Source organism: Streptomyces sp. NRRL B-24085 (assembly GCF_001282115.1).
Classification (GTDB): domain Bacteria; phylum Actinomycetota; class Actinomycetes; order Streptomycetales; family Streptomycetaceae; genus Streptomyces.
In genome coordinates, this window is the sequence record NZ_LJBR01000266.1 from 1 (window position 1) to 12,981 (window position 12,981).

Consider the following 12,981-nt stretch of genomic DNA (forward strand, 5'->3'; position numbering starts at 1 on the left):
TAGGGGGGTGACTTCGGTCACCCAGGGGGTGGGGGCCGGTGGCGGCTCAGTCCTCGAAGCCCTCCGCCGCTCGCTTCTCGCGGAGTTCCATGATCGCGCGGCGGCGGGCGAGGCGGTGGGTGCGGCGGATCTGGGCCTCCTGGTAGCGGCGCTCGTCCCGTTCCGTCTCCGGGAGCACCGGCGGGACCCGGCGGGGCTTGCCGTCGGCGTCGACCGCGGCGAACACGAGGTAGGCGGAGCCGACCTGGGTCGCGGGCGTGGACTCGTTCCAGCGCTCGGCGAGGACCCGCACGCCGACCTCCATCGAGGTCCGGCCGGTCCAGTTGACCTGGGCCTTCACATGGACGAGGTCGCCCACCCGGACCGGCTCCAGGAACGCCATCTCGTCCATGGAGGCGGTGACGGCGGGCCCGCCGCTGTGCCGTCCGGCCACCGCGCCCGCCGCGTCGTCCACCAGCTTCATGATCACGCCACCGTGCACGGTGCCGAGGAGGTTGGTGTCGGCCTGGGTCATGATGTGGCTCAGCGTGGTGCGGGACGCCGAGGTGGGCTTGCCCGGGATCTCCGTGGCGCCCTGGAGCGCGGCGGTGGCCTGGTCTGTCATGCCCCCCACCCTATGCCTGATGACAATTCGGGAATTTGTGTCAGCTTGGCAACAGCGCTGCCCTGATTTTCCGACGACCCTTGTGAAGGGCACAGCGGGTACCGGCACACTGGGGCCCATGAACGATTGGCCCGAGGGATGGTCCGGCGACAACCGCGGCGACCGGTACGGACGCGGCAGCGCGAGCGCACAGCCCGAGAGCGCCCGCGTGATGCGGCAGGTCCGCCGCGGCCAGGCGCCGCAGTACGGCGCCGGCGTGCCGCAGCAGCCGTCGTACGTCAACGGCCAGGGCCACGGCGACTACGACGGGTACGACAGCGGTTACAACACCGGCCAGGTCTACGGCTCCCCCGGCGGCGGCCAGGGCGGACCCGGCGACCCGGTCGGCGGCCGGGGTCCGCGGCCCGCGCCGAACTGGCGCAAGCGGATCAAGTGGACCGCGATCGTGGTGATCACCGGTCTGGTCGTGACGACCGTCGGCACCTACTTCTGGGCCGACTCCAAGCTCAACCGCGAGGTCGACCTGTCCAAGGTGATCGACCGGCCGGAGCAGGGCGACGGCACCAACTACCTGATCGTCGGCTCCGACAGCCGCGCCGGGCTCTCCTCCGAGCAGAAGAAGCAGCTGCACACCGGCTCCGCCGAGGGCAAGCGCACCGACTCGATGATGATCCTGCACACCGGCAGCAACGGCGACACCCTGATCTCGCTGCCGCGCGACTCGGACGTGGAGATCCCGACCTTCGTGGGCTCCGAGTCCGGCAAGACGTACAAGGGCACGGGCCGGCACGTGAAGCTTAACGCCGCCTACGCCGAAGACGGTCCCGAACTCCTCGTGCGCACGGTCGAGTTCAACACCGGCCTGAAGATCGACCACTACGTCGAGATCGGCTTCGCCGGCTTCGCGAACATCGTGGACGCGGTCGGCGGCGTCGAGATCGACATCCCCAAGGGCGGCATGAAGGACACCAAGTCCGGTGCCGACTTCGAGGCGGGCAAGCAGACCCTCAACGGCGACCAGGCCCTCGCCTTCGTCCGCACCCGCTACGCCCTCGCGGGCTCCGACCTCGACCGCACGAAGAACCAGCAGAAGTTCCTCAACGCGCTCGCCAACCAGGTCGCCACCCCGAGCACGATCCTCAACCCCTTCAAGCTCTACCCGACGATGGGCGCGGGCCTCGACTCGCTGATCGTCGACAAGGACATGGGCCTGTACGACCTGGGCAAGATGTTCTGGGCGATGAAGGGCGTCAACGGCGGTGACGGCACCTCCATGAACATGCCGATCTCCGGTTCCACCGGCGGCAACCTGCTCTGGGACAAGGCCAAGGTGAAGACCCTGGTTGACGAGCTGAAGAACGACGAGAAGGTCACCGTCTCGGGCAACTGAGCCCTACGGCCGGCGTCCCGAGCCGAGCAGCGCGATGTGCGGAAGGGCCAACTGCCCTTCCGCCACCGTGTGTTCGGCGCTCAGCCGGTCGTACTCCCGGCGGATCCTGGCGACCGTCCCCGGGTCCTGCGAGGTGACGACCAGCCCGATGGTGGCCACGCCGCCCGCGGCACCGCTCCACCACTCCTCGACACCGGCCCGGTGCTCCCAGGCGAGTTCGTCCGCCTCGGCCGCCACGAAGCCCGCCCCGCCGAGAAGCCGGGCGAGCCCCTCCGGCGTGCGGGGCCAGTCCTGCGCCGGGTCCAGCCGCGGGAGGTACGGCGGCGGTACGGCCCCGCCCGCCTCGCAGGCCCGGCCGAGCAGGTCCTGCCCGGCGCCGCGGCGCGCACTCCACGTCGTGACGGCGATCCGGCCACCGGGACGCAGGACGCGGTGCAGTTCGGCGAGGGCGGTGCGGGGGCGGCCGACGTGGTTGAGGACGAAGTTGCCGACGACGGCGTCGAACTCGCCGTTCGGGTAGGGCAGTTCGACAAGCTCGGCGATGCGCGCGTCGACCCCGCGGGCGCGTGCCGCCGCCACCATCCCGGCGTCGGCGTCCACGGCGCTCACCTGGGCGCCGCGGGCCCGCGCCGCCACGGCCGCCGTACCGGTGCCGGTGCCGACGTCGAGGACGCGCGTGCCCTCCCCGACCCCGGCGGCGTCCAGCAGGGCCGGTACCGGGTGGGCGCACAGGCGCGCGAAACTGCCCGCGTAGGCCTCGGTGCGGCCCCGCCACATCGCGCGCTCGGCGGCGTCGAACGCCTCGGTCGCGTCCCCGTGGGGCGGTGTCGTGTGCTCGGGTGCGGTCATGCCCCGCAGCCTGCCGCACCCGCGGCCGGGGGCACCTCGCGGGGTGCCCCCGGACAGGCTCGGGCGGGGAGCGTCACATCGCCATGCCCGCCATCGCGCGACAGGTCTCCACACAGCGGCGACACGCCTGGGCGCAGCGCATCATCTGGGGGTCGTCCGGCATGGCCATGCACGCCTCGGCGCACATCTCGCACGCCTTGGCGCACATCGCGCACATCTCCGCCGACAGGGGCGAGCGGCGCATCATCATGTCCGCGCACATCCGGGTCATGTCGGCGCAGTCGATGAGCGCCCGCATGATCTGCATCTGCGCCTGACCGCCCCTCTGCATGCAGGAGCTCATGGTCTCCTCGCACAGGCTGTGGCACTCCATGCACGCCGCCACGCAGTCCTGCATCTCCCGGCTCATCGCGGACATGCTCTCGGCCTGGGTCATGGCTCCTCCTGGGGGACGCGGGAGCCCGGGGCGGGCCCCGTGCCCTTCCGTCCTACGCCCCTGCCCCGCCGGGCGCCATCGGGCGGACGGCACCAATCCACCCCGAAACGCCCAACCTCGGGACGACAAAAGCCCCCGGAACACCTCCGGGGGCTCGGTCGTGGCAGGTCGGGCCGCTACGGCAGGTTGCGCGCCATCACGATCCGCTGGACCTGGTTGGTGCCCTCATAGATCTGGGTGATCTTGGCGTCGCGCATCATGCGCTCGACCGGGTAGTCCCGGGTGTAGCCGTAGCCGCCGAGGAGCTGGACGGCGTCCGTGGTGACCTCCATGGCCACGTCCGAGGCGAAGCACTTGGCCGCCGCGCCCTGGAAGGTGAGGTCCTTGTCGAGGCGCTCCGAGGCGGCCGCGGCCTGGTAGGTCAGGGCGCGGGCGGCGGAGATCTTCATGGCCATGTCGGCGAGCATGAACTGGATGCCCTGGAAGTCGGCGATCGGCTTGCCGAACTGCTTGCGCTCCTGGACGTAGCCCTTGGCGTAGTCGAAGGCGCCCTGGGCGACACCGAGCGCCTGGGCGGCGATGGTGATGCGGGTGTGGTCCAGGGTCTTCATCGCGGTGGCGAAGCCGGTGCCCTCCTCGCCGATCATGCGGTCGGCGGGGATGCGGACGTTGTCGAAGTAGACCTCGCGGGTCGGGGAGCCCTTGATGCCGAGCTTCTTCTCGGGGGCGCCGAAGGAGACGCCCTCGTCGGACTTCTCGACGACGAAGGCGGAGATGCCCTTGGACCGCTTGGCGGGGTCGGTGACGGCCATCACCGTGTAGTACTCGGACTCGCCCGCGTTGGTGATCCAGCGCTTCACGCCGTTGAGGATCCAGTGGTCGCCGTCGCGGACCGCCTTGGTCTTCATGCCGGCCGCGTCAGAGCCGGCGTCCGGCTCGGAGAGGGCGTAGGAGAACATCGCGTCGCCCTTGGCGAGGGGCGAGAGGTACTTCTTCTTCAGGTCCTCGGAACCGGAGAGGATCACCGGGAGCGAGCCCAGCTTGTTCACGGCGGGGATCAGGGAGGAGCTGACGCAGACGCGCGCCACCTCCTCGATGACGATGACCGTGGCCAGGGCGTCGGCACCGGCGCCGCCGTACTCCTCGGGGACGTGCACGGCGTGCAGGTCGTTGGCCACCAGCGCGTCCAGCGCCTCGCGCGGGAAGCGGGCCTCCTCGTCGACCGCGGCGGCGTGGGGCGCGATCTTCGCCTCCGCCAGCGAGCGGATGGCGTCCCGGAGCATGTCGTGCTCCTCGGACGGGCGGTACAGGTCGAAGTCAGCCGTTCCGGCCAAGGTCTCTCACGCTCCAAGGACGCTGCGATGCCTGTGCTAATTACCGTTAAGTAACTCAAATTTTAGGGGTCCGCCCACGGGAGTGATACGTGAGCTTGGCGACAGCGGGAAAGCTGCCCGTCAGGCCCTCCGACTATGCTCGGGCGCGCACCGGCCCGTCCCCCTTTCTGGAGTCTCCATGGCCCTCAAGATCACCGTGATCGGCACCGGCTACCTCGGCGCCACCCACGCCGCGGCCATGGCCGAGCTCGGGTTCGAGGTGCTGGGGCTCGACGTGGTGCCCGAGAAGATCGAGATGCTCCAGCGGGGCGAGGTCCCGATGTACGAGCCGGGCCTGGAGGACCTGCTGCGCAAGCACGTCGCCGGGATCGAGGGCTCCACCGGTCGGCTCCGCTTCACCATGGACTTCGCCGAGGTGGGCGCCTTCGGTGACGTGCACTTCGTCTGTGTGAACACCCCGCAGCGGCATGGCGAGTACGCCTGCGACATGTCGTACGTCGACTCGGCGATCGCCTCCCTCGCCCCGCACCTGAGCCGTCCGGCCCTGGTCGTCGGCAAGTCGACCGTGCCCGTGGGCTCGGCCGACCGGCTGGCCCGCTACCTGGCCGACCACTCCCCCGCGGGCACGGACGCGGAGCTGGCCTGGAACCCGGAGTTCCTGCGCGAGGGCTTCGCGGTGGACGACACGCTGCACCCGGACCGGATCGTCGTCGGCGTGCGCAGCGAGCGCGCGGAGCGACTGCTGCGCGAGGTGTACGCCACGCCGCTCGGCGAGGGCACGCCGTTCGTGGTGACCGACTTCCCGACCGCCGAACTGGTGAAGACCTCGGCGAACTCCTTCCTGGCCACGAAGATCTCCTTCATCAACGCGATGGCGGAGGTCTGCGAGGCGGCCGGCGGCGACGTCGCCAAGCTGGCCGAGGCCATCGGGTACGACGACCGGATCGGGAAGAAGTTCCTGCGGGCCGGGATCGGCTTCGGCGGCGGCTGCCTGCCCAAGGACATCCGCGCCTTCATGGCCCGTGCGGGTGAACTCGGCGCCGACCAGGCCCTGACCTTCCTGCGCGAGATCGACTCGATCAACATGCGCCAGCGTGGCCAGATGGTGGAGCTGGCCCGGCAGATACTGGGCGGCGGGCCGTTCCTCGGCAAGCGGGTCGCGGTGCTCGGCGCCACCTTCAAGCCCGACTCGGACGACGTGCGCGACTCCCCCGCCCTGAACGTCGCCGGGCAGATCCACCTCCAGGGCGGCCAGGTCACCGTCTACGACCCCAAGGGCATGGACAACGCCCGCCGCCTCTTCCCGACCCTGGGCTACGCCGACACGGCCGTGGACGCGGTCCGGGGCGCCGACGTGGTGCTCCACCTCACGGAGTGGCGGGAGTTCCGGGAACTGGACCCGGCGGCCCTCGGCGAGGTCGCGGCGGCGAAGGTCGTCCTCGACGGCCGCAACGCCCTGGACCCGGCGCTGTGGCGGAAGGCCGGCTGGACGTACCGGGCGATGGGCCGGCCGACGGCCTGAGGGACGGGACTTCCGCGGCTACGGCCGCCGAACGCATGGGTGGACGCCGTTCCGGCCGGGGCTCAGCCGGCCGGAACGGCGTCCGAGGCCCCATTCTCCACACCCTCACCACATTTCGGGAACCGCTTTCCAAGGACTTGGGGATGACAACCGTCACCCCGGCCGCGGAAGGGACACCCTGAGGCCTCACCCCTTGGCCCGGTACCGCCGCATCTTCGCCCGGGCCCCGCACACCTGCATGGAGCACCAGCGGCCCCGCCCCGCCGGGCTGCGGTCGTAGTACGCCCAGTGGCAGTCCACGGCCTCGCACGCCTTCAGGCGGGTCCAGGTACCCGCGACCAGCGACTCGGCGACGGCGGCGGCGACCCGGGAGAGCAGCGGCCCGGCGTCCGCGGGGGCCAGCGCGGCCGAGCCGTCCGACGCGGCCACGGTGAGCAGCAGCGGCGCGGCCGCCAGCAGCTCCCCCAGCGGCGTCACCGTGCGGTGCGGCGGATGCCCGGCGTGCGCCAGCAGGGCCACCCGCAGCGACTCCCGCAGCTCGCGCGCCGGCGCCAGCTCCTCCTCGGCGATCCCGAACCGCGCCCGCCCCTCCGCCGTGTCCAGCGCGTCGGCGCCCGACTCCAGGTCCACGGTGTTGACCAGGGACTCGACCAGGGCCAGCCCCCCGGGCGCGGGCGATCGCTCACTCATGGCTGCACGCTACCTAGCTAGGGAATTCCCTTGCGACGTTACCTCCGATGCGGGAGCATGCGGTAACCGTTACTGGTTACCCGCCTCTACAGGTAACCGCGCTTCAAGGAGGAAGCCATGGCCATCGCCGAACTGGGAGCCGTCGTACTGGACTGTCCCGACCCGCGCGCGCTCGCCGGTTTCTACGCCGGTGTCCTCGGCGGCAGCGTCGAGGGCGAGGGCGACTGGGTGGACCTGAAAACCCCCGGCGGACCGTCGCTGGCCTTCCAGGCCGCCCCCGGTTTCGTACCGCCGCAGTGGCCCGCCCCCGACGCCTCGCAGCAGTTCCACCTCGACCTGACCGTGCAGGACCTGGACGCGGCCGAGCAGGAGGTGCTGGCGCTCGGGGCCAAGCCGCTGGACACCGAGGACCGCTCCCGCACCTTCCGTGTGTACGCGGACCCGGCGGGGCACCCGTTCTGCCTCTGCGCCTGCTGAACCGCCGGACGAACCAGGAGGACCTCTCGTGACCGTCGCACGTTTCCGTTCCGTCGTGCTCGACTGCCCCGACCCCCGCGCACTGGCCCGCTTCTACGCCGGGATCGTGGGCGGCACCCCGGAGGACGACGACCCCGACTGGGTGGTCCTGCGCGTCCCCGCCGGTCCCCGGCTGGCCTTCCAGAGCGCCCCGGACCTCACCCCGCCCGAGTGGCCGCGGGCCGACCGAAACTCCCAGCAGTTCCACCTCGACTTCGACGGCGGAACCACCTGGGAGGAGATCGAGGCGGCCGAGGCCAAGGTGCTGGAGATGGGCGCCAAGCTGCTGCACGCCGAGGACAAGGAGGACTTCAGGGTGTACGCGGACCCGGCGGGACACCCCTTCTGCCTCTGCCGCATCGACCCGGTGTAGCGCCGCCGGTCAGCTGTCCAGCTCGGCGATCTTCGCCGTGGACGGCTCGCGGCGCTGCTGCGCCGCCCGTGCGGTGAAGTCGGACTCGCGCAGCAGGCGCTGGACATTTCCCCAGGTCAGCAGCGCGAGGTCGGCTTCGTCCCAGCCGCGCCGCAGCAGCTCGGCGACGAGGTGCGGGTAGCAGGAGGCGTCGCCGAGCTCCTGCGGGTGGGCGGTCCCGGCGTCGTAGGTGCCGGACAGGCCCACGGACGCGGCGCCCGCGACCGCGCGCACGTGGTCGAGGTGGTCGGCGACGTCCCGGACCGTCGGGCCGGTCTGCTCGGCGGTCAGCGGCACCATGCACAGGCCCTTGGCGGCGCCCAGCTCGGCGAGCAGGTCGTCGGGCAGGTTGGCCGGGTGCGGGCGCAGGGCACGGGCGGCGGAGCGGCTGAACAGCACCGGCGCCTTGGACACCGCCAGGGTCCGCCGGACGGTGGCCTCGGAGGCGCCGGAGAGGTCGGCGAGCACCCCGAGCCGGTTCATCTCGCGCAGCACCTCCTCGCCGAACCGGGTCAGCCCGGCCTCGCTCGCCCAGGACACCCCGGTCAGCGTGAGGGCGCGCAGGCCGAGGGCGTGCAGGGAGCGCAGGATGCCGAGCGAGTCGCCGAGGGCGGCGGCACCGGCGGGGCCGAGCAGGACGGCGGCGCGGCCGCAGTTGCGGGCGTCGGTGGTCTGCCCCGCCGTGCGGGCCAGGCGCAGGCCCTCGGGATGGGCGCGTACGACGGTCTTCACCAGGTCGAGCTGTTCCATCGTGGCGCCGACCGCACGGTCCCCGTCGAGCCCTTCAGGCAGGTGCAGCGACCACATCAGGGCGCCCACGTGCCCCTCCCGCAGCCTCGGCACGTCCGTGTCCACGGCGCTCTCGCCGAGCTCCAGGTCGAACCAGGGCAGGTGGCGCAGGGCCCAGGGCAGCCCGCTGTAGCCGTCGGCGACGGGGTGCGCGGCGAGGATGGCCCGGGCGCGCTCCAGGAGCTCGGTGTCCTGGCCGGAGGCCGAGGTGTACGGATCCGGCACGTCCTCGAAGAGCTGGGGCAGCTCTCCCACGTCGGCCGCGGGGTGCAGTTCGTCCTGGAGATCTGCCATGACGGGCTCCGTACGTCGTGATCTTCCTGATCGCCGTACGGTCACCGTCGCACGGAGCGCGGGGGGCTTCCTGGTGGGCGGGGCGTTCGGGGGTACCCCCGAACGGACACCGCGCGCCGCCCCGGCCACCGGGTCGAGAATGCCCCCGGACGCTCAGCCGTCGAGCTGGGACAGGGTCGCGTTGGACGGCCCCCGCGTCGCCTGGAGCTCCCGCGCCACGTCCTCCGCCGCGCCCAGCACCCGTACCGCGTTCTGCCAGGTGAGCTTGGCGAGATCGGCTCGGGACCAGCCGCGGTCGAGGAGCTCGGCGATCAGGTTCGGGTAGCCGGAGACGTCGCCGAGGCCGTCCGGGGTGAACGCCGTGCCGTCGTAGTCCCCGCCGATGCCGATGTGGTCCACGCCGGCCACCTCGCGCATGTGGTCCAGGTGGTCGGCGACCGTCGAGACCGTGGCGACCGGGCGCGGGGTGCGCTCCTCGAAGGCGCGGTGCACCGCCATCGCCTCGGGGGTGGTCGCCAGGTGGTGGAAGCCGTGCTCTCGCATGTTCTCGTCGGCCGCCGCCGTCCAGTCGACGGCGGCCTGGAGGACGAACTTGGGGACGAAGGTCACCATCGCCATGCCGCCGTTGGACGGCAGGCGTTCCAGGACGTCGTCCGGGATGTTGCGCGGGTGGTCGCACACGGCCCGCGCGGAGGAGTGCGAGAAGATCACCGGCGCGAGCGTCGCGTCGAGCGCGTCCCGCATGGTCGTCGCCGCCACGTGCGAGAGGTCCACGAGCATGCCCTCGCGGTTCATCTCCCGCACCACGGCGCGGCCGAAGGCCGAGAGCCCCCCGACCCCGGGTTCGTCGGTCGCCGAGTCCGCCCAGTCCACGTTGTCGTTGTGGGTGAGGGTCATGTAGCGCACGCCGAGCGCGTACAACGCGCGTAGCGTCGCGAGCGAGTTGGCGATGGAGTGGCCGCCCTCGGCGCCCATGAGGGAGGCGATACGGCCTTCCCGGCGCGCCGCCTCCATGTCCGCGGCGGTGAGCGCGGGCCGCAGCGTGTCGGCGTACCGCGCCTGGAGCTGCCGTACGCAGTCGATCTGTTCCAGCGTCGCCGGCACCGCGTCGGGCAGATCCGAGCGGACGTACACCGACCAGTACTGGGCGCCGACCCCGCCGGCCCGCAGGCGGGCCAGGTCGGTGTGCAGGTGGGCCGACTGGTCGGTGGCGATGTCACGGGCGTCGAGGTCGTAGCCGACCTGCTCGCGCAGGGCCCACGGGAGGTCGTTGTGGCCGTCGACGACCGGGAACTCGCGCAGGAGTTCCCGGGCCGTCTCCAGCGGACGCGCGGCCGTCACTTGCCGAAGCCGAAGCCGTTGGAGCCCTCGACCTTGGACCGCAGGCGCTTGCCCTTCTCGGTGGCCTGGTCGTTGAGCTCCTGCTGGAACTCCCGCATCCGGCCGAGGAGTTCCTCGTCGTGCGCGGCGAGCATGCGGGCCGCGAGCAGACCGGCGTTGCGGGCGCCGCCGACGGAGACGGTCGCGACGGGGACGCCGGCCGGCATCTGCACGATGGACAGCAGCGAGTCCATGCCGTCGAGGTACTTCAGCGGGACCGGGACGCCGATGACGGGGAGCGGGGTGACCGAGGCGAGCATGCCCGGGAGGTGGGCGGCGCCACCGGCCCCGGCGATGATCACCTTCAGGCCCCGCCCGTCCGCCTGCTCGCCGTACGCGATCATCTCGCGCGGCATGCGGTGCGCGGAGACGACGTCGACCTCGTAGTCGATCTCGAACTCGTCGAGGGCCTGGGCGGCGGCCTCCATGACGGGCCAGTCGCTGTCCGACCCCATGACGATGCCTACAACGGGGCTCATTCGGTGATCGTGCCTCTCAGGTAGCCGGCAGCGTGACGCGCGCGTTCGAGAACGTCGTCCAGGTCGTCGCCGTAGGTGTTGACGTGACCGACCTTGCGTCCGGGCTTCACGTCCTTGCCGTACATGTGGATCTTGAGCTTGGGGTCGCGGGCCATGCAGTGCAGGTACGCGGAGTACATGTCGGGGAAGTCGCCGCCGAGGACGTTGACCATGACGGTCCACTTCGCGCGGGGGCGCGGGTCGCCCAGCGGGAGGTCGAGGACGGCCCGCACGTGGTTGGCGAACTGCGAGGTGATCGCGCCGTCCATGGACCAGTGGCCCGAGTTGTGCGGGCGCATGGCCAGCTCGTTGACGAGGATGCGGCCGTCGCGGGTCTGGAACAGCTCGACGGCGAGGTGGCCGACGACGTCCAGTTCCTTGGCGATGTTGAGGGCCATCTCCTCGGCCTTGAGGGCGAGGGCCTCGTCCAGGTCCGGGGCGGGGGCGATGACGGTGTCGCAGACGCCGTTGACCTGCTGGGACTCGACGACCGGGTAGGCGACGGCCTGTCCGTGCGGCGACCGTACGACGTTGGCGGCGAGCTCGCGGACGTAGTCGACCTTCTCCTCGGCGAGGACGGGCACGCCGGCCCGGAACGGGTCGGCCGCCTCCTCGGCGGAGTCCACGACCCACACGCCCTTGCCGTCGTAGCCGCCGCGGACGGTCTTGAGGACGACGGGGAAGCCGTCGCCCTCCGCCGCGAAGGCCGCCACGTCCTCGGGATCGCTGACGATCCGGTGCCGTGGGCACGGGACGCCGATCGCGGTGAGCCGCGCGCGCATCACGCCCTTGTCCTGGGCGTGCACGAGCGCGTCCGGGCCGGGGCGCACGGGGATGCCGTCCGCCTCCAGGGCCCTGAGGTGCTCGGTGGGTACGTGTTCGTGATCGAAGGTGATCACATCGCACCCGCGCGCGAACTCACGCAGCGTGTCGAGGTCGCGATAGTCGCCGATGACGACGTCGCTCACCACCTGCGCCGCGGAATCCTGAGGGGTGTCACTGAGAAGCTTGAACCTGATGCCGAGCGGGATGCCTGCCTCGTGTGTCATACGCGCGAGCTGGCCCCCGCCGACCATGCCGACTACCGGGAACGTCACGACCCCAGAGTATCGGTCGCGCCACGGCGGCTGGATTCCGCGCCTGTTTCCGGTCCTCTTACCAGCTTGTTTCCCTGTGTGTGAGTTCATCCACAGGCAGCGGGTACGGGGGGTGGTTAGCATGGCTTGGTTGACGAAATCACTCGACTGACCGACCCGACTGGGGGACTGTACAACCATGGGACATGGTTCCTCAGGGCTGCGGAGGATCGTCCGCGAGGTCGCCAAATTCGGTGCGGTCGGCGGAGCGGGGCTCCTCGTCAACCTCGTCGTCTTCAACGTGGTCCGGCATCTCACCGACCTTCCGGTGGTCCGCGCGAGCGTCGTCGCCACGGTGGTGGCGATCGTCTTCAACTACATAGGGTTCCGTTACTTCACGTACCGCGACCGCGACAAGAGCGGCCGCACGAAGGAACTGACCCTGTTCCTGCTGTTCAGCGTGGTCGGCCTGGTCATCGAGAACGGCATCCTGTACACCGCGACCTACGGCTTCGGCTGGGACAGCCCCCTCCAGAGCAACATCTTCAAGTTCGTCGGCATCGGCATCGCCACGCTCTTCCGCTTCTGGTCCTACCGGAGCTGGGTGTTCAAGACCCTTCCGGCCCGCGAGGCGGTGGCCAGCGCGGAGGCCTTCCTGGAACAGGCCGAGCAGACAGCGCCCCGAAAGCCGTCCCGCCCCGGCCAACGGGTGCTCTGACCTCCGCCGGACGCACGGCCCACCTGCGCCGAGACCGGGCCCGGGCCCCGCACCAACTCCGGCCGCCCCTTACCGCGGCCCCCTGACACGGCCCCTGCCGGGACCACCCGCCACCGTCCGACCCGCACTCCAGCCCGCCGCGAGCGGAGCCCGCACCAATCGGCCCCGGTGGCGGTGCCCCGATCCGGGTCCGCCGGGCGTGCGGCTGCGCCGAAGCCCGGGGGCCAGCGCCCGCAGCAACTCCGGACGCTCGCCGTCACCCTGCGGCAGGCCCGGTCCGGGGGTTCCACCGAAGACCGCCCGTCGCCACCCGCCCCGCGCCCGCCCCAGCCCCAGCCCCAACAGCCCGCCCCACCATCAACCCGGCTCACCGTCCGGCACCGCCGACTACAGCGGGGTGCGCAGGACCGGAGGCGAACCCCACCAGGGATGCTCTTACATCGACCGCCGAAC

14 protein-coding genes are annotated in these 12,981 nt (G+C 71.5%); 5 read left to right on the plus strand and 9 right to left on the minus strand.

Annotated elements, in window-relative coordinates:
- Positions 1-46: 46 nt before the first annotated feature.
- On the minus strand, positions 47-604 hold the full coding sequence (locus AOJ26_RS27225) for an acyl-CoA thioesterase (RefSeq protein ID WP_053850998.1): 558 nt from the start codon (positions 602-604) through the stop codon (positions 47-49).
- Positions 605-722: 118 nt separating this feature from the next.
- Here AOJ26_RS27225 and AOJ26_RS27230 point away from each other — a divergent pair, with 118 nt between their 5' ends.
- Positions 723-1,994, plus strand: a complete 1,272-nt coding sequence (locus tag AOJ26_RS27230; RefSeq protein ID WP_053850999.1) for an LCP family protein — start codon at positions 723-725, stop codon at positions 1,992-1,994.
- Positions 1,995-1,997: 3 nt separating this feature from the next.
- Here AOJ26_RS27230 and AOJ26_RS27235 read toward each other — a convergent pair whose 3' ends face one another.
- The 3 genes from AOJ26_RS27235 to AOJ26_RS27245 all read right to left on the minus strand — a co-directional run bounded on the left by AOJ26_RS27235 (position 1,998) and on the right by AOJ26_RS27245 (position 4,613).
- Complete coding sequence (locus AOJ26_RS27235; protein ID WP_053851000.1) at positions 1,998-2,843, minus strand: class I SAM-dependent methyltransferase; 846 nt, start codon at positions 2,841-2,843, stop codon at positions 1,998-2,000.
- Between the two features lie 73 nt (positions 2,844-2,916).
- Positions 2,917-3,279, minus strand: coding sequence for a four-helix bundle copper-binding protein (locus tag AOJ26_RS27240; RefSeq protein ID WP_053851001.1), 363 nt, complete (start codon positions 3,277-3,279; stop codon positions 2,917-2,919).
- A 176-nt stretch (positions 3,280-3,455) separates the two neighbouring features.
- On the minus strand, positions 3,456-4,613 hold the full coding sequence (locus tag AOJ26_RS27245; protein ID WP_053851002.1) for an acyl-CoA dehydrogenase: 1,158 nt from the start codon (positions 4,611-4,613) through the stop codon (positions 3,456-3,458).
- A 178-nt stretch (positions 4,614-4,791) separates the two neighbouring features.
- On the opposite strand from AOJ26_RS27245, the gene AOJ26_RS27250 reads away from it, so the two are divergent.
- Positions 4,792-6,135, plus strand: coding sequence for a UDP-glucose dehydrogenase family protein (locus tag AOJ26_RS27250; RefSeq protein WP_053851003.1), 1,344 nt, complete (start codon positions 4,792-4,794; stop codon positions 6,133-6,135).
- 186 nt (positions 6,136-6,321) lie between these two features.
- Here AOJ26_RS27250 and AOJ26_RS27255 read toward each other — a convergent pair whose 3' ends face one another.
- The gene (locus AOJ26_RS27255; protein ID WP_053851004.1) at positions 6,322-6,825 is read right to left on the minus strand and encodes a CGNR zinc finger domain-containing protein; all 504 of its coding nucleotides are present in this window, start codon (positions 6,823-6,825) and stop codon (positions 6,322-6,324) included.
- A 117-nt stretch (positions 6,826-6,942) separates the two neighbouring features.
- On the opposite strand from AOJ26_RS27255, the gene AOJ26_RS27260 reads away from it, so the two are divergent.
- Both AOJ26_RS27260 and AOJ26_RS27265 read left to right on the plus strand, forming a co-directional pair.
- A complete protein-coding gene (locus AOJ26_RS27260) occupies positions 6,943-7,302 on the plus strand; it encodes a VOC family protein (RefSeq protein WP_053851005.1) in 360 nt (119 codons plus the stop codon).
- A 28-nt stretch (positions 7,303-7,330) separates the two neighbouring features.
- Positions 7,331-7,714 carry a VOC family protein gene (locus AOJ26_RS27265; RefSeq protein ID WP_053851006.1) on the plus strand — a complete coding sequence of 128 codons (384 nt, stop codon included), beginning with the start codon at positions 7,331-7,333 and terminating at the stop codon, positions 7,712-7,714.
- A 9-nt stretch (positions 7,715-7,723) separates the two neighbouring features.
- Here AOJ26_RS27265 and AOJ26_RS27270 read toward each other — a convergent pair whose 3' ends face one another.
- From AOJ26_RS27270 to AOJ26_RS27285, 4 genes are all read right to left on the minus strand, one after another.
- Positions 7,724-8,836: a dipeptidase gene (locus tag AOJ26_RS27270; RefSeq protein WP_053851007.1), complete on the minus strand. Its 1,113-nt coding sequence runs from the start codon at positions 8,834-8,836 to the stop codon at positions 7,724-7,726.
- Between the two features lie 153 nt (positions 8,837-8,989).
- Positions 8,990-10,177 carry a dipeptidase gene (locus AOJ26_RS27275; RefSeq protein ID WP_053851008.1) on the minus strand — a complete coding sequence of 396 codons (1,188 nt, stop codon included), beginning with the start codon at positions 10,175-10,177 and terminating at the stop codon, positions 8,990-8,992.
- Entirely contained in the window at positions 10,174-10,671 is a 498-nt protein-coding gene (gene purE, locus AOJ26_RS27280; RefSeq protein WP_053851009.1) for a 5-(carboxyamino)imidazole ribonucleotide mutase, read from the minus strand. The genes AOJ26_RS27275 and purE overlap by 4 nt, the downstream gene beginning before the upstream one ends.
- Before the next feature lie 20 nt (positions 10,672-10,691).
- Entirely contained in the window at positions 10,692-11,831 is a 1,140-nt protein-coding gene (locus tag AOJ26_RS27285; RefSeq protein WP_053851010.1) for a 5-(carboxyamino)imidazole ribonucleotide synthase, read from the minus strand.
- Between the two features lie 178 nt (positions 11,832-12,009).
- On the opposite strand from AOJ26_RS27285, the gene AOJ26_RS27290 reads away from it, so the two are divergent.
- Positions 12,010-12,528 carry a GtrA family protein gene (locus AOJ26_RS27290; RefSeq protein ID WP_053851011.1) on the plus strand — a complete coding sequence of 173 codons (519 nt, stop codon included), beginning with the start codon at positions 12,010-12,012 and terminating at the stop codon, positions 12,526-12,528.
- Positions 12,529-12,981: the final 453 nt, after the last annotated feature.